This is a genomic window from Pseudomonas baltica (assembly GCF_031880315.1).
GTDB lineage: Bacteria > Pseudomonadota > Gammaproteobacteria > Pseudomonadales > Pseudomonadaceae > Aquipseudomonas.
In genome coordinates, this window is the sequence record NZ_CP134771.1 from 1963051 (window position 1) to 1978225 (window position 15175).

General features: G+C 59.6%; 17 protein-coding genes. 8 read left to right on the forward strand and 9 right to left on the reverse strand.

The window, feature by feature from the left end; all coding sequences use genetic code 11:
• Positions 1–69 precede the first annotated feature (69 nt).
• The 4 genes from REH34_RS08585 (at position 70) to tsaA (ending at position 2350) form a co-directional block, all read left to right on the forward strand.
• On the forward strand, positions 70–780 hold the full coding sequence (locus REH34_RS08585) for an rRNA pseudouridine synthase (RefSeq protein WP_226504988.1): 711 nt from the start codon (positions 70–72) through the stop codon (positions 778–780).
• A gap of 54 nt (positions 781–834) precedes the next feature.
• Positions 835–1296 (forward strand): DUF1456 family protein, encoded by a 462-nt coding sequence (locus tag REH34_RS08590; RefSeq protein WP_226504987.1) that lies wholly within the window; start codon positions 835–837, stop codon positions 1294–1296.
• Between the two features lie 137 nt (positions 1297–1433).
• On the forward strand, positions 1434–1628 hold the full coding sequence (locus REH34_RS08595; protein ID WP_226504986.1) for a hypothetical protein: 195 nt from the start codon (positions 1434–1436) through the stop codon (positions 1626–1628).
• Positions 1629–1663: 35 nt separating this feature from the next.
• Positions 1664–2350, forward strand: a complete 687-nt coding sequence (tsaA, locus tag REH34_RS08600; RefSeq protein WP_311971373.1) for a tRNA (N6-threonylcarbamoyladenosine(37)-N6)-methyltransferase TrmO — start codon at positions 1664–1666, stop codon at positions 2348–2350.
• A gap of 102 nt (positions 2351–2452) precedes the next feature.
• Here the strand turns inward: tsaA and fpr are convergent, their stop codons facing one another.
• Complete coding sequence (gene fpr / locus REH34_RS08605) at positions 2453–3232, reverse strand: ferredoxin-NADP reductase (RefSeq protein WP_226504984.1); 780 nt, start codon at positions 3230–3232, stop codon at positions 2453–2455.
• A gap of 120 nt (positions 3233–3352) precedes the next feature.
• On the opposite strand from fpr, the gene REH34_RS08610 reads away from it, so the two are divergent.
• Complete coding sequence (locus REH34_RS08610) at positions 3353–4279, forward strand: LysR family transcriptional regulator (RefSeq protein ID WP_226504983.1); 927 nt, start codon at positions 3353–3355, stop codon at positions 4277–4279.
• 4 nt (positions 4280–4283) lie between these two features.
• Here the strand turns inward: REH34_RS08610 and REH34_RS08615 are convergent, their stop codons facing one another.
• The 3 genes from REH34_RS08615 to REH34_RS08625 all read right to left on the reverse strand — a co-directional run bounded on the left by REH34_RS08615 (position 4284) and on the right by REH34_RS08625 (position 6166).
• On the reverse strand, positions 4284–4646 hold the full coding sequence (locus REH34_RS08615) for a diacylglycerol kinase (RefSeq protein ID WP_311971374.1): 363 nt from the start codon (positions 4644–4646) through the stop codon (positions 4284–4286).
• Positions 4647–4689: 43 nt separating this feature from the next.
• Positions 4690–5340 carry a response regulator transcription factor ErdR gene (erdR, locus tag REH34_RS08620; protein WP_226504981.1) on the reverse strand — a complete coding sequence of 217 codons (651 nt, stop codon included), beginning with the start codon at positions 5338–5340 and terminating at the stop codon, positions 4690–4692.
• Positions 5341–5449: 109 nt separating this feature from the next.
• Complete coding sequence (locus REH34_RS08625; protein WP_226504980.1) at positions 5450–6166, reverse strand: tRNA-uridine aminocarboxypropyltransferase; 717 nt, start codon at positions 6164–6166, stop codon at positions 5450–5452.
• 207 nt (positions 6167–6373) lie between these two features.
• On the opposite strand from REH34_RS08625, the gene REH34_RS08630 reads away from it, so the two are divergent.
• Positions 6374–6811: a PA3611 family quorum-sensing-regulated virulence factor gene (locus REH34_RS08630; protein ID WP_311971375.1), complete on the forward strand. Its 438-nt coding sequence runs from the start codon at positions 6374–6376 to the stop codon at positions 6809–6811.
• Positions 6812–6815: 4 nt separating this feature from the next.
• Here REH34_RS08630 and REH34_RS08635 read toward each other — a convergent pair whose 3' ends face one another.
• The gene (locus REH34_RS08635) at positions 6816–7025 is read right to left on the reverse strand and encodes a hypothetical protein (protein ID WP_226504978.1); all 210 of its coding nucleotides are present in this window, start codon (positions 7023–7025) and stop codon (positions 6816–6818) included.
• Between the two features lie 255 nt (positions 7026–7280).
• On the opposite strand from REH34_RS08635, the gene REH34_RS08640 reads away from it, so the two are divergent.
• The gene (locus tag REH34_RS08640) at positions 7281–8402 is read left to right on the forward strand and encodes a TIGR00730 family Rossman fold protein (RefSeq protein WP_311971376.1); all 1122 of its coding nucleotides are present in this window, start codon (positions 7281–7283) and stop codon (positions 8400–8402) included.
• 4 nt (positions 8403–8406) lie between these two features.
• Here the strand turns inward: REH34_RS08640 and recX are convergent, their stop codons facing one another.
• From recX to REH34_RS08660, 4 genes are all read right to left on the reverse strand, one after another.
• A complete protein-coding gene (recX, locus tag REH34_RS08645) occupies positions 8407–8877 on the reverse strand; it encodes a recombination regulator RecX (protein ID WP_226504976.1) in 471 nt (156 codons plus the stop codon).
• An 8-nt stretch (positions 8878–8885) separates the two neighbouring features.
• Positions 8886–9950: a recombinase RecA gene (gene recA, locus REH34_RS08650; protein ID WP_226504975.1), complete on the reverse strand. Its 1065-nt coding sequence runs from the start codon at positions 9948–9950 to the stop codon at positions 8886–8888.
• Between the two features lie 86 nt (positions 9951–10036).
• Complete coding sequence (locus tag REH34_RS08655) at positions 10037–10537, reverse strand: CinA family protein (RefSeq protein ID WP_260524812.1); 501 nt, start codon at positions 10535–10537, stop codon at positions 10037–10039.
• Positions 10538–11574: 1037 nt separating this feature from the next.
• A complete protein-coding gene (locus tag REH34_RS08660) occupies positions 11575–11907 on the reverse strand; it encodes a 2OG-Fe(II) oxygenase (RefSeq protein ID WP_311972063.1) in 333 nt (110 codons plus the stop codon).
• A 669-nt stretch (positions 11908–12576) separates the two neighbouring features.
• Here REH34_RS08660 and mutS point away from each other — a divergent pair.
• On the forward strand, positions 12577–15144 hold the full coding sequence (gene mutS / locus REH34_RS08665) for a DNA mismatch repair protein MutS (protein WP_311971377.1): 2568 nt from the start codon (positions 12577–12579) through the stop codon (positions 15142–15144).
• Positions 15145–15175 lie beyond the last annotated feature (31 nt).

The window sequence follows — 15175 nt, forward strand, 5'->3', positions numbered from 1 at the left end:
AAGATTAAACGGCGAATATCGCGCGCCACGCGGGTACAATGGCGGCCTTATCTTGCCACGGTCGCTGTCATGTCTGAACCCACTCGCCTTTCCAAACGCCTGATCGAACTGGTCGGGTGCTCGCGCCGTGAGGCAGAGCTGTTCATCGAGGGCGGCTGGGTCCGGGTGGACGGCGAAATCGTCGACGAACCGCAATTCAAGGTCGAGGCGCAGCGCGTCGAGCTCGATGCACAAGCAAAGGCCGTGGCCCCCGACCCGATCACCTTGCTGGCGCACCAGCCCGCCGAACAAAGCCGCGAACAGCTGCAGCGATTGCTCGCTCCGGAGAATTTGTCCGAGGCCCATCGTTACGGTAAACGGCCGTTGCGCGGGCACTTCGTGCGCCTGAGCTGCGCTGCCGAGTTACCCGAGTACTGCGCCGGCCTGCAGGTGTTTACTCAGGACTGGCGTATCGCTCGCAAGCTCAGCGATGACATCGCCAAGCTGGAGCAGGAGTTCGTCGTCGAAATCAGCGGCGACATGAGCGAGCACGGCCTCAACCGCCTGCAGCATGGCGTCACCTACAAGGGCAAAGCGCTGCCACCGGTGAAAGTCAGCTGGCAGAACGAAACTCGCCTGCGCATCGTACTGAAAAACCCGCTGCCGGGTGTCTTGGTGCAACTGTGCAACAGCGTCGGGCTGAACGTGGTGTCGATCCGTCGCATCCGTATCGGCGGCGTATCCATGGGCAAACTGCCCGTCGGCGAATGGCGCTACATGGCGACCACCGAGAAGTTCTAAGCCGTTTTCAGGCGTCGCCGAGTTGGCGACGTCGTTTATCCAGGATTCGATTTCATGATTCAAAACGATGTACTGCGCAGCGTGCGCTACATGATCGACATCGGCGACGCCAAAGTCGTCGAGCTGATCAAACTCGGTGGTGGCGAAGCGACCAGGGAAGAAGTCGCCGCCTACCTGACCAAGGAAGAGGAAGAAGGCTTCGTCCATTGCCCCGACACGGTGCTGGCGCATTTTCTCGATGGCCTGGTGATCTTCAAGCGGGGCAAGGATGACAGCCGTCCAGCCCAGCCGATCGAACTGCCGGTGACCAACAACACCGTGCTGAAAAAGCTGCGCGTGGCCTTCGAGCTCAAGGAAGACGACATGCACGCCATCCTCAAGTCGGTGGAGTTTCCGGTGTCCAAGCCAGAGCTCAGCGCTCTGTTCCGCAAGGCTGGCCACAATAACTATCGCCCGTGCGGCGACCAACTGCTGCGCAATTTCCTCAAGGGCTTGACCCTGCGCGTTCGCGGCTGAAGCCGGGCTAGTCCTCTTCGCGAGCAAGCTTTACTCTCACGGTGTAACCAGCGCTATCGCCGTACACCTGTGAGCAGGGCTTGCCCGCGAAAGCGCTATCCCAGCCACTTCAGGATTCGAGCCTCAAGGAGTTTGCCGTGACGCCACGTGTCGTTGTTGCCGCCCTGCTGCTCGCAAGTCTTCCCGGCCTGTGCGAAGCGAAACCTGCCTACTGGTACCGATGGCAGAGCAAGACCCAGGAAGGCGTCTACGTCTGCTCGCAAACCTACCCAGGCGTTGGCTGGATACGCATCGCGGGCCCTTTCAAGGTCGCCGGCTGCAAGTCATTCTGATCGCGCTCCCATGATCCCCCGCTACCTGGTGCCCCATGAGCCATAGCGTTTCCCCGGTCGGTTTCGTCCGCTCCTGCTTCAAGGAAAAATTCGCCATCCCCCGGCAACCCCAACTCGCTCCGGCGGCCCGCGGTGTGGTGGAGCTGGTGGCGCCGTTCAATAACGGTGACGCGGTACAAGGCCTGGAACAGGTCAGCCATGTGTGGCTGGTGTTCCTGTTCCATCAGGCCCTGGAAGACACACCCCGCCTCAAAGTGCGGCCGCCGCGCCTGGGCGGGAATACCTCGATGGGGGTCTTTGCGACACGCGCCACCCACCGCCCTAACGGGATAGGCCAGTCGGTGGTGCGCCTGGACAAGGTCGAGGCAGGCAAGCTGTGGGTGTCCGGCATTGATCTGCTGGATGGCACGCCGGTGCTGGATATCAAACCGTACGTGCCCTATGCCGATATTATCGATGGGGCACACAATCAGATGGCCAGTGCAGCGCCCGAACTGATCGCCGTGCAATGGCACGATGAGGCACTACACAGCGCCCGTGAGCACGGTCAGCGCCTCGGCGAGCCACTGATGGAGCTGATCGAGCAGTGCCTGGCACAGGACCCCCGCCCGGCGTATCAGGTGCCGACACCGGAGCGCCAATACGGCGTGCGGCTGTGGGATGTGGACGTGCGCTGGCACTATCCCGAGCCTGGGCTGATTCGGGTCCTGGAAGTAGTGTGATCTCTGTGGGACTGGGTTCTGCCAGTCTCACAGCTTGAACGTGCGCGCATGAAAAAGCCGCTCGACCCGTGTGGGTGGAGCGGCTTTTTTGATCGGCGCCGATTATTTCTCGACGAAGGCGCGCTCGATCAGGTAATCACCTGGCTCGCGCATACGCGGCGAAACGGTGAGGCCGAAGCTGTTGAGCACTTCGCTGGTCTCGTCGAGCATGCTCGGGCTGCCGCACAGCATCGCGCGGTCGTCCTGAGGATTGATCGGTGGCAGACCGATATCGCTGAACAGCTTGCCGCTGCGCATCAAGTCGGTCAGGCGACCTTCGTTCTCGAACGGCTCGCGGGTCACGGTGGGGTAGTAGATCAGCTTGTCGCGCAGCGCTTCGCCGAAAAACTCGTTGGCCGGCAGATGCTCGGTGATGAACTCGCGGTAAGCGACTTCGTTCACGTAACGCACGCCGTGGCAGAGGATGACCTTTTCGAAACGCTCGTAGGTTTCCGGATCCTGGATGACGCTCATGAACGGCGCCAGGCCAGTGCCGGTGCTCAACAGGTACAAGTGCTTGCCAGGCTTGAGGTCGTCAAGCACCAGAGTACCGGTAGGTTTCTTGCTGATGATGATCTCGTCGCCTTCCTTGAGATGCTGCAGCTGCGAGGTCAGCGGGCCATCGGGCACCTTGATGCTGAAGAACTCCAGATGCTCTTCCCAGTTAGGGCTGGCGATGGAATAGGCACGCATCAACGGACGGCCGTTGGGCTGCTGCAGGCCGATCATCACGAACTGCCCGTTCTCGAAGCGCAGGCCTGGATCACGCGTGCACTTGAAGCTGAACAGGGTGTCGTTCCAGTGGTGCACACTGAGAACGCGTTCGTGGTTCATGTTGCTCATTGACGATGGCTCCTGAAAGAACGGTGCGCTGACCATAGAGCGCGATTGCGCAATAGTTTAAAGCCAGCAACAATATCTGTTAACTGAATTATCAAGATATAGGTTATCGGTTATATCGATATGCGATTTACTCTAAGACAACTCCAGGTATTCGTTGCCGTCGCCCAGCAGGAAAGCGTCTCGCGCGCGGCTGTGCAATTGGCGCTGTCGCAATCGGCCGCCAGCACTTCGATCACCGAGCTGGAGCGTCAAACCAGTTGCCAACTGTTCGACCGGGCCGGCAAGCGTCTGAGCCTCAACGCCCTGGGCCATCAACTGCTGCCCCAGGCCGTCGCCTTGCTCGATCAGGCCAAGGAGATCGAAGACCTGCTCAATGGCAAATCCGGCTTCGGCTCGCTGGCGGTGGGTGCGACACTGACCATCGGCAACTACCTGGCAACCTTGCTGATCGGGCATTTCATGCAGGTACATCCGGAAAGCCAAGTGAAGCTGCACGTGCAGAATACTGCCAACATCGTCCAGCAGGTCGCGCACTACGAAATCGACCTGGGGCTGATCGAAGGCGACTGTAGCCATCCCGATATCGAGGTGCAACCCTGGGTCGAAGACGAACTGGTGGTGTTCTGCTCACCCAAGCATCCCTTGGCCGGCAGCGGCCCGGCCAGCATGGAAGCCTTGACGCGAGAAGCCTGGATACTCCGCGAGCAGGGTTCCGGCACCCGTCTGACGTTCGATCAGGCAATGCGCCACCATCGCTCAAGCCTCAATGTGCGCCTGGAGCTCGAACACACCGAAGCGATCAAGCGCGCCGTGGAATCGGGCCTGGGCATCGGCTGCATCTCGCGGCTGGCCCTGCGCGATGCCTTTCGGCGCGGCAGCCTGGTGGCGGTACAGACGCCGGAGCTGGACCTGGCGCGGCAATTCTTCTTCATCTGGCACAAGCAGAAGTATCAAACCTCGGCAATGCGCGAATTCCTCGACCTGTGCCGCTCGTTCACTCGTGGCGTGAGGCGTAGTGACGAAATCGTATTGCCGGACATTGCCTGAAGCTTTAAAGCAGAATCAGTGCCCAGACGATACCGATCATGGTCATGGCCACCAACTGCGCGGCGCTGCCCATGTCCTTGGCGTTTTTCGACAACGGATGCAGATCGAGGGAAATCCGGTCGATGGCCGCCTCGATCGCCGAGTTGATCAACTCGACGATCAATGCCAGCAGGCAGACGGCGATCAACAACGCACGTTCAACCCGGCTGACGTTGAGCAAAAAGGCGACAGGAATCAGCACCACATTGGCGAGTACCAACTGACGAAACGCCGCTTCGCCAGTGAACGCCGCTTGCAGGCCTGCGAGTGAATAACCACCGGCATTGAAGATACGCTTGAGGCCTTTTTGGCCTTTGAAGGGGGACATGAATAAAGGAGTGCCTGGAGTGTCAGAAAATGGCCATCAGTACTCAATGGCTGCCGATGGATTCGAGTTGTTGCAACAGCAGGGCCGCCTGGGTGCGGGTGCGCACGTTCAGCTTGCGGAAAATAGCCGTGACATGCGCCTTGATCGTCGCTTCGGATACGCTCAGCTCGAAGGCGATCTGCTTGTTGAGCAGGCCTTCGCAGACCATGGTCAGCACGCGAAATTGCTGCGGCGTCAGGGCGGCCAGGCCGGCACTGGCGGCCTTGGCCTCGGCCGAAACGCTGACGGCTTCGAACGCTTGTGGCGGCCAGCTGACATCGCCGTCCAAAACCGTACGCACCGCCTCCTGAATGGCCTCCAGGCTGCCGGACTTGGGAATGAAGCCACTGGCACCGAACTCGCGGGACTTGACCATCACCGCCGCTTCTTCCTGAGCCGAGACCATCACCACCGGAATCTGCGGATACTGCCCACGCAGCAGCACCAGGCCCGAGAAACCGTAGGCGCCCGGCATATTAAGGTCGAGCAGGACCAGATCCCAATCGGACTTTTCCGTCAGCCGGGCTTCGAGCTCGGCGATACTGGCCACTTCCACCAACCGTGCGTCCGGCCCCAGGCCGAGAGTTATCGCCTGATGCAAGGCACTGCGAAACAGCGGGTGATCGTCGGCAATCAGGATGTCGTAGTGGGCCATGGGTCAGTGGATCCTGTGAGGTCGGGCGCTGGGCATCTTCGCACCTGAATCGGCGCCAAGCATGCCGAGCCGGGCCGGGGTGGTCAAGTCGGTGCGTTCAGCCAGGCCATCATGCCGGGTTGAAGGCCTGCAAACGCTGGTGCAATTGATCGTCGACGTCCACCGGGAGCTGGTACTTGGCCCCTAGATAATGAGCACTGAACGCGTCCAGCCAAGCGTCCAGCGCGCTGGCTGCACGCTGATCACCGGCCAGTTCCAAGCATAACGCCGCCACTTCCGCGGTGCAGAAGTGATCGTCACGCTTGGAGCGACGCAATTTGTAGCGCGACAGTTGGTCCGAGGTCAGGCTCAACACCGGAAAGCGGTCGAGATAGGGGCTTTTACGAAACATCTTGCGGGCTTCGTTCCAGGTGGCGTCCAGCAGAACGAACAAAGGCCGCTTGCCCGGCATCGGTTCGACCTGCTGAGTCACGCGCTGTGGCTCGACGAACTCGCCAGGAAAGACGATATAAGGCTGCCACTGTGGATCATCGAGCAGCGCCAGCAGCGCCGGATCGATCTCCACCCGCGACCAGCTGAAGGCCTGGGTATCGCTCAATACATCAGCGATCAGCCAGCCGGTATTGCTCGGTTTGAGCGGCTCGACATCGTGCATCAACAGGCACACCGACGATTGCGCGGCCACCTGCGGGCGCCATGGGCACAGGCAATAGCTGGCAATGACCCGACACCCAGGGCAACGGGGCGCTCGGGAGCCTCGGGCAACGAAAGGTTTGGTGCAGCGAGCCAGACGCTGGGCGCGCAGGCGGGAAACGGCGTGGGTCATTGCGGATCACAGCGGCGAAGAATGGCCTCAGTTTATCAGAGCGTCCGGCGCTTTAGCGGCATTTGCGATGGTGGCGACCGCGCCGCCAGCCTATAATTGCGCGCCCCGGTTCATGTGAACGCAAAGGAAGCACATGTGAACGCAAGGAAAGGACATGGGTCCAAACCCCCAGTCCCTTTATCTGGCCCCCCCGATCAGGAGTGTTTCATGTTGCGCTTTATCGTTCCGTCCTTGACCCTGTTGCTGGCCCTGCCTTTCGCCGCACAAGCCGCCTCCTTGAAAGACACGGAACTCAACCAAATGCTTCAACAAGTGGCCAAGCAGAGCAGCGAGGGCACCCCCCGCGCCATCAACGAAGACATTCTCGACCAAGGCTTCACCGTTGAAGGCAAGGAACTGATCGACCATTTGAGCGTGCGTCCCGAACAAGCTGAAAAAATGCGCGCCGACAAGAATACCGTGCGCTACCAACTGGGCGTCAGCGTCTGCCAGAACCAGGGCTTCCGCGATCTGCTGACCCGTGGCGCGGTGATGCGTTACGACTTTACCGAATACAAGACCAACAAGTTCATCGGCACCCAGCGTTATACGGCTGCCGACTGCGACATCAAGACCGATAAAGCACCCGCCACCAAGAAGAAGTAAACCGCTATCGCGGCCGTTCGCTGGCGAGGCGTTGCGCCTCGTCAGCACGCAAATCGGCGATCACCGCTTGCAGATAGCGCGAGCGCCGCTCGCCTCCCTCGAGCCGACGCCGGCATTCCTCTTCGACACTGAGATCACTCGCCTGCGCAGCCTGCTCTAGTAGCCGGTAGAGGCCGACATCGATCTCAAGATACAAATGATGCGTGCGCTGCATCCTTGCCTCCGTGCCTGCTCGCGTATTCATATGCGGGGCTTCCATTTCGCCACCCGTCTCTTGAGTAAATCAGACATGGGCGAGGTTTGGGATCAACTGACCAACGGTAGCCCATGGCCACTAGCCGAGCAAAAGGCGTTGCCAGCCATCACCCGTTGGGCCCATCATCAATCCATCGTCACCCCATGGCACGCCGTGTTGTCACCCTTGTCCGCCTGCTGCGCGATGGGGCCAAAGTGCAGAAGGAGATGTTGAATGCCGTACCAACCGGACGACTTTTTATCCGCCCATTTCAACAGCAATGGCCGAGACCTCACCACTCGCATCGACGCTCAGCTGCGTCAGATCGCCCCTGATAGCCCCAATCTTTCGCTGTATCGTGACATGATGCTGACTGTACTGCGCATGGCCGAGGACGACAGCAATCGCTGGAACGCCAAGATCACCCTCCAGGCCCTGCGCGAACTCACCCACGCCTTCCGCGTGCTCGAACAGTACAAGGGCCGCCGCAAGGTCACGGTATTTGGCTCGGCGCGCACGCCACAGGAACATCCGCTCTACGCTCAGGCAACGGAACTCGGCGCTGCACTGGCTGATGCCGGGATGATGGTCATCACCGGTGGAGGTGGCGGCATCATGGCTGCGGCACACAAAGGCGCAGGCCGCGAGCACAGCCTGGGGTTCAATATCACCCTTCCCTTCGAGCAGCATGCCAACGCCACCATCGATGGCACGGAACAGCTGCTGCCGTTTCATTTCTTCTTTATTCGCAAGCTGTTCTTCCTCAAGGAGGCCGACGCCCTGGTCTTGTGCCCAGGCGGTTTCGGTACCCTCGATGAAGCCATGGAAGTGCTGACGCTGATCCAGACCGGCAAAAGTCCATTGGTGCCTGTGGTGCTGCTGGACACATCGGACGGTGGTTTCTGGCAAGGCGCGCTGGACTTCATTCAGCAGCAGCTGCAAGCCAACCGCTACATTCTGCCCAGCGACCTGAAACTGCTGCGGCTGGTCCACAGCGCAGAAGCAGCGGTGCAGGAGATCGACCAGTTCTACAGCAACTTCCATTCGACCCGCTGGCTGCAGAAGCTGTTCGTGATTCGTCTTCGCCACGCGTTGAGCGATGCCGCGCTGGACACCATCCGCAAGGATTTTGCCGCGCTGTGCCTCAGCGATACGTTCGTGCAGCAGGCCTACGACGGCGAACAGCACAACGAACCGGAATTCAGCCACCTGTCCCGGCTGGGTTTCAACTTCAATGGCCGTGACCAAGGGCGGTTGCGCGAGCTGGTCGATTTTATCAATCAGAAGGAGAACTGGGCCGAGGCGCCTGTATCGACGCCCAGCATCGCTACACCGAAGCTGCGCGAGCACAGCTAGGGTATCAGTCGTCGAAACTGCGGCCGCTGAGCAAGCGGCCGACCAACTCCAGCGGATAGCCGCGATACACCAGGAAACGGGTCTGCTGCGCGCGCTCTTTCATGTCCTGGGGCAACTGCCCGGAGAACTTGCGCTGCCAGGTATTGGCCAGTTGCGCCGACCAGTCAAATTCAGCCTCACGCAGTGCCTGCTCAATGTCCGCGCGCTGCAGACCTCGCTGACTCAATTCTTCCCGAATACGCAGCGGACCGTAGCCTGAGTGGGCACGGTAGCGAATAAAGCTTTCGAGATAACGGGCTTCTGACAGCAAACCCTCTTCCGTCAGACGGTCGAGTGCCTGGTCGATCAATTCGGGGGGAGCGCCGCGCTGACGCAACTTGCGCGTCAGCTCGACACGACCGTGCTCGCGACGTGCGAGCAGGTCCATTGCGGTCCGTCGCACGGCGACGGGGGTATCCAGAACGACAGTGGACATGGACGGGATCAGAAGTCCGCGTCAGCGTCGACCATCTCGTCAGCAGGAGCAGGCGCTGCTGCCTCGGCTTTCTTGGCATCGACACCACCGGTCAGCAGTTTTTCACGGATCTGCTTCTCGAGGACGGCCTTGATGTCCGGGTTTTCCTGCAGGAACTTGGCCGAGTTGGCCTTGCCCTGACCGATCTTGCTGCCTTGGTAGCTGTACCATGCACCGGATTTTTCCAGGAAACCATGCAGCACACCCAGATCGACGATTTCGCCGTTCAGGTAGATACCCTTGCCGTACAGGATCTGGAATTCAGCCTGACGGAATGGCGGTGCGACCTTGTTCTTGACGACCTTGACGCGGGTTTCGCTGCCGACCACTTCATCGCCTTCCTTCACCGCGCCGGTCCGGCGGATGTCCAGACGGACCGAAGCGTAGAACTTGAGTGCGTTACCACCCGTGGTGGTTTCCGGGCTACCGAACATGACGCCGATTTTCATCCGGATCTGGTTGATGAAGATCACCAGGCAGTTGGCGTTCTTGATGTTACCGGTGATTTTGCGCAGAGCCTGGGACATCAGACGGGCCTGAAGGCCCACGTGCATGTCGCCCATCTCACCTTCGATTTCAGCCTTGGGTACCAGGGCCGCTACGGAGTCGACGATGATCACGTCAACGGCGTTGGAGCGCACCAGCATGTCGGTGATTTCCAGCGCCTGCTCACCGGTGTCAGGCTGCGAGACCAACAGGTCGTCGACGTTAACGCCCAGCTTGCCGGCGTATTCAGGATCAAGCGCGTGCTCGGCGTCGACGAAGGCGCACGTAGCACCGGCCTTTTGCGCCTGGGCGATGACCGACAGGGTCAGCGTGGTTTTACCCGAAGACTCCGGGCCGTAGATTTCGACAATACGGCCTTTTGGCAGGCCGCCAATACCCAGCGCGATGTCCAGGCCCAGCGAACCGGTAGAGATGGCAGGAATGGCCTGGCGCTCGTGATCGCCCATGCGCATGACCGCACCTTTACCGAACTGACGTTCGATCTGACCCAAGGCCGCAGCCAAGGCTTTCTTCTTGTTGTCGTCCATTGAAGTCCTCTCGTAATCAATTAGGCCTGAAGGGCCGGAATAACTGTATAAGTAGCCAGTATTATTCCACACGATTGATCGCGCGCCTACCCCTCCAGGGGACTTTCTCCTGATGCAAGCTGTGTCAGCCCAGTCAGGGCGGCCTTTACCGTCTGTCGGCGGACCTCATCGCGGTCACCGGGGAATTGTCGGCGCTCGGCAAACAGCTGCTCGCCATCCGCCCAGGCGAGCCAGACGGTGCCTACCGGCTTGTCCGCCGAGCCGCCGTCCGGCCCGGCGACGCCACTGACCGCTACGCCGAAACGCGCACCGCTGCGATCACAGGCGCCTCGTACCATCGCCTCGACCACCTCGCGGCTGACGGCGCCCACGCGGCCGAACAGTTCGGCGCTGACACCGAGTTGTGCGGTTTTCTGGGTATTGGAATAGGTGACGTAACCGGCTTCGAACCAGGCCGAGGAGCCGGGGATGCGCGTAATGGCTTCGGCGATGCCGCCACCGGTGCAAGATTCGGCGGTGGTGGTTTGGGCGGCAAGGACGCGCAAGGATTCACCGAGGGTGGCGGCTAGCTGGGTGATAGGGTCCATGGGCCAGATACCGTAGCGATTGAGAGAATCGCTACGGTACCCCAACCCGATCACAAGGGAAAAGAAAGATCAGAATCGCTTGTCGCCAGCCGTACCGGCCCCAACCGGGGTCGTGCCCGGCGCGCCCGCAAGGTCACCTCCAGGCCCACCGCCGCCATCCCCATTTGCAATGGCGGTACCGCTCGCGGGGGCGCTTGCGTTTTCGACTGGATTTGTAACTCCACCCCCGTCACCTCCACCGCTAGCGTCTATAACGCCGGGATCAGCCGCAGTGCTTCCAATGGATATGTCAGTCAACTTCACGATCGGAAGTACAATTGTTTTTAAACAAAAAGCCTTCGAAAGCAGCGCATACGCAGCCATGCACCTCAATAACGGGGACTCTCGATACGTCGCTATGGAATTACAAGCACAGCCTCACAATGCTAGAAAAATCAGATTTGCGGTTTAGCGCTCCGCCAATAGAACAAAGAACAACAAAAAGCCACAAACCCCAACCCCCAAAAATAGGCAATCGAGTAATAGAGAGACTCATTTATGGCCATCCGAACATCGCGTCCTAAATCATCGTCATAGACTAAACACTCATTAAGCGTTAAAGCATGTCGCATTTTGAAACCAGAATCCATTTCTTGAATCGACAAAATCAATATTTGGCCGACAACCAAGTCTTTATCGTGACACCCATCCTTCCTCGCATACACCCGTAGGGAAATAGGCTGCCCAAGTGGTGCTACCGCAACTTTATAGGACACTATCGATCGATCTTCCTCCAGTCTTACCGGACCAGATCTGATTACGCCCGTTGTCGAAATAATCCGGCCAGAGGACGCAGACTGTTCGTCAACGGATAGGTACGTGAGCCCGAAGCCTATAAAGACGAAAGCAAGCGATATCCATCCGCATACTTTCATCCTTTGCCGTACAGATAACCGATGGAAAGCTTCAAGCGCAGACCGCGGGGGATTCATGATCTCTTTAAGACTAGTTTGCTTGCCCAAATACTTTGCCTCGTATTAATTACTACCGAACAGTTTTTACAAGACCGTCTTAAACGCTATCGTCACCCTCAACTCATCACAATTCACCGCCGGCGACCGAGCACTATGCGGAATATGACCATTGAAAATAACTGCCCGCCCAGGCTTTGGTAGGATTGATTTGATAATGTGTTGCTTCTGATGATCATAAAACACCAACTCTCCTCCCCAGCAAGTCGCCCAATGCTCATTACAAAACAACACCGCTGTCTTACCCGTCTCGGAAGGCCTGTTGTCTCTATGGATAGGAGAATCTTGCCCGAAAGTCTGACCATTGGCATATACACCAAGCAACGTCGCCTGCGGCATATGGATCGCCTTCACCCTCATCCATATATCGTAAAGCACGGTCCATTCGGGATGAGTACGAAGCTCTTCTTCCGAGGACTGACGCTCGACCCTTCGGCCACCTGCAATGAACGAATGCCAGCAAGGTCTGGAAAAATAAGCATCATTGATAGGCCAACCAAATAGTCAGATTGAACGCTTCAACAAGCAACCCATTCTTTGTTGATCTTCCGCCGTCACAACTTCGTCTACAACACAGATATCATTTTCGGAAAACTTAAACACAGTCCCTATCCTCACAACCCTGAAGAGCTGATGCGTTCTCACGCCTAACATGTAGATACCCCGACCATTTAGCCAATGGTTTCCCTTGCGTCGCTGAGCGTGAATCCACAGTAGGAAAATCCCCCCAAGCAGATCAACTGCAAAATTGTAAACAGCACCCGACTGCCAGCAATACAACCTCAAACTGCCAGCATTCAATCAACCCGATTGATACGAATACAAACCGTCTACGCCGCCATTATCAAAATTGCGCCACCCAGCATCTACCAGGGAAATAATCCCCAATGAGAAAAATCAGATATTTCTTATGTGCCACTACCGATCATCCGCTGCCTCGATTACCCTCCCCCTCGGCATCTCCACCCAATCCCTGTACCATTCCCCGCCAACCCTTGACCCACCCACGCCGAGAGCCCGATTCCCGCAATGAGTGACCTATCCGCACACACACCCATGATGCAGCAGTACTGGAAGCTGAAAAACCAGCACCCGGACCAGCTGATGTTCTATCGCATGGGCGACTTCTACGAGATTTTCTACGAAGACGCGAAGAAGGCCGCCAAGCTGCTCGACATTACCCTCACCGCGCGCGGGCAGTCGGCCGGGCAATCGATTCCGATGTGCGGGATTCCTTACCATGCCGCCGAGGGCTATCTGGGCAAGCTGGTCAAGCTCGGCGAATCGGTAGTCATCTGCGAGCAGGTGGGCGATCCGGCGACCAGCAAGGGACCGGTGGATCGGCAGGTGGTGCGCATCATTACCCCGGGTACGGTGAGCGACGAAGCACTGCTGGACGAGCGCCGCGACAACCTGATCGCCGCGGTGCTGGGCGACGAGCGTCTGTTCGGCCTGGCGGTACTGGACATCACCAGCGGCAACTTCACGGTGCAGGAATTCAAGGGCTGGGAAAACCTGCTGGCCGAGCTTGAGCGCATCAATCCGGTCGAGCTGCTGATACCCGATGACTGGCCCCAAGGCCTGCCGGCTGAAAAACGCCGTGGCGCACGTCGCCGCGCACCGTGGGATTTCGAACGCGACAGCGCCCACAAGAGCCTGTGCCAGCAGTTCGCGACCCAGGACCTCAAGGGCTTCGGCTGCGAGAAGCTGACCCTGGCCATCGGCGCCGCCGGCTGCCTGCTGGGTTACGCCAAGGAAACACAGCGCACCGCCCTGCCGCACCTGCGCAGCCTCAAGCACGAACGCCTGGACGACACTGTGGTGCTGGACGCCGCCACCCGGCGCAATCTGGAGCTGGACGTCAACCTGGCTGGCGGCCGTGAAAACACCCTGCAATCGGTGATCGATCGCTGCCAAACTGCCATGGGCAGCCGCTTGTTGACCCGCTGGCTGAATCGCCCGCTGCGCGATCTGAAGATTCTCCAGGCGCGTCAGACATCGATCCGCTGCCTGCTCGACGGCTATCGCTTCGAGGGCCTGCAACCACGCCTCAAGGACATCGGTGATATCGAGCGTATCCTCGCTCGCATCGGCCTGCGTAACGCCCGTCCTCGCGACCTGGCTCGCCTGCGCGATGCACTGGCCGCGCTGCCGGACCTGCAGATTGCCATGGCTGATCTCGAGACCCCGCACCTGGCGCGTCTGGCAACCATCGCCGGCACCTACCCGGAACTCTCCGAGCTGCTGGCCAAGGCCATCATCGACAACCCGCCCGCCATCATCCGCGACGGCGGCGTGCTCAAGGCCGGCTACGACAGCGAGCTCGACGAGCTGCTGTCGCTGAGCGAAAACGCCGGTCAGTTCCTGATCGATCTCGAAGCGCGGGAAAAAGCCCGCACCGGCCTGTCGCACCTCAAAGTCGGCTACAACCGCGTGCACGGCTACTTTATCGAGCTGCCGAGCAAACAGGCCGAATCGGCACCAGCGGATTACATTCGCCGCCAGACCCTCAAAGGCGCCGAGCGCTTCATCACGCCCGAGCTCAAGGCCTTCGAAGACAAGGCACTGTCGGCCAAGAGCCGCGCCCTCGCTCGCGAAAAAATGCTTTACGAGGCGCTGCTGGAACGGCTCATCGGCCACCTGGCGCCGCTGCAGGACACCGCCGCCGCGCTGGCTGAACTCGACGTGCTCAGCAACCTCGCCGAGCGCTCCCTGAACCTGGACCTCAACTGCCCCAGCTTCGTCGACGAGCCGTGCATGCGTATCAGCCAGGGTCGTCATCCAGTGGTCGAGCAAGTACTGACCACGCCGTTCGTGGCCAACGACCTGCGCCTCGACGACGACACGCGCATGCTGGTCATTACCGGCCCGAACATGGGCGGTAAATCGACATACATGCGCCAGACCGCGCTGATCGTGTTGCTGGCCCACATCGGCAGCTTCGTGCCAGCTGCCAGCTGTGAACTGTCGCTGGTGGACCGCATCTTCACCCGTATCGGCTCGAGCGACGACCTCGCCGGCGGACGTTCGACCTTCATGGTGGAAATGAGCGAGACCGCCAACATCCTGCACAACGCCAGCGATCGCAGTCTGGTGCTGATGGATGAAGTCGGCCGTGGCACCAGTACCTTCGACGGCCTGTCGCTGGCCTGGGCCGCCGCCGAACGCCTGGCGCAGCTGCGGGCCTATACGCTGTTCGCCACTCACTATTTCGAGCTCACGGTGTTGCCTGAGAGCGAGCCGCTGGTGGCCAACGTGCATCTCAATGCCACCGAGCACAACGAGCGCATCGTCTTTTTGCACCACGTGCTGCCCGGCCCCGCCAGCCAGAGTTACGGCCTGGCGGTGGCGCAGTTGGCCGGTGTGCCGGAAGCGGTCATTCGTCGCGCCAAGGAGCATCTTGGTCGGCTCGAAACCAACAGCCTGCCCCATGAACCCGTACTCGCCAAGCCCGGTAAACCCGCAGCGCCGCACCAGAGCGACCTGTTCGCCAGCCTGCCGCACCCGGTCCTGGACGACCTCGCGCGCACCGATATCGACAGCCTCACACCACGGCAAGCGATGGAATTGCTTTATACACTGAAGAACCGGATCTAACGCTGAGAGTCACAAGCTGATAGAATCCCGC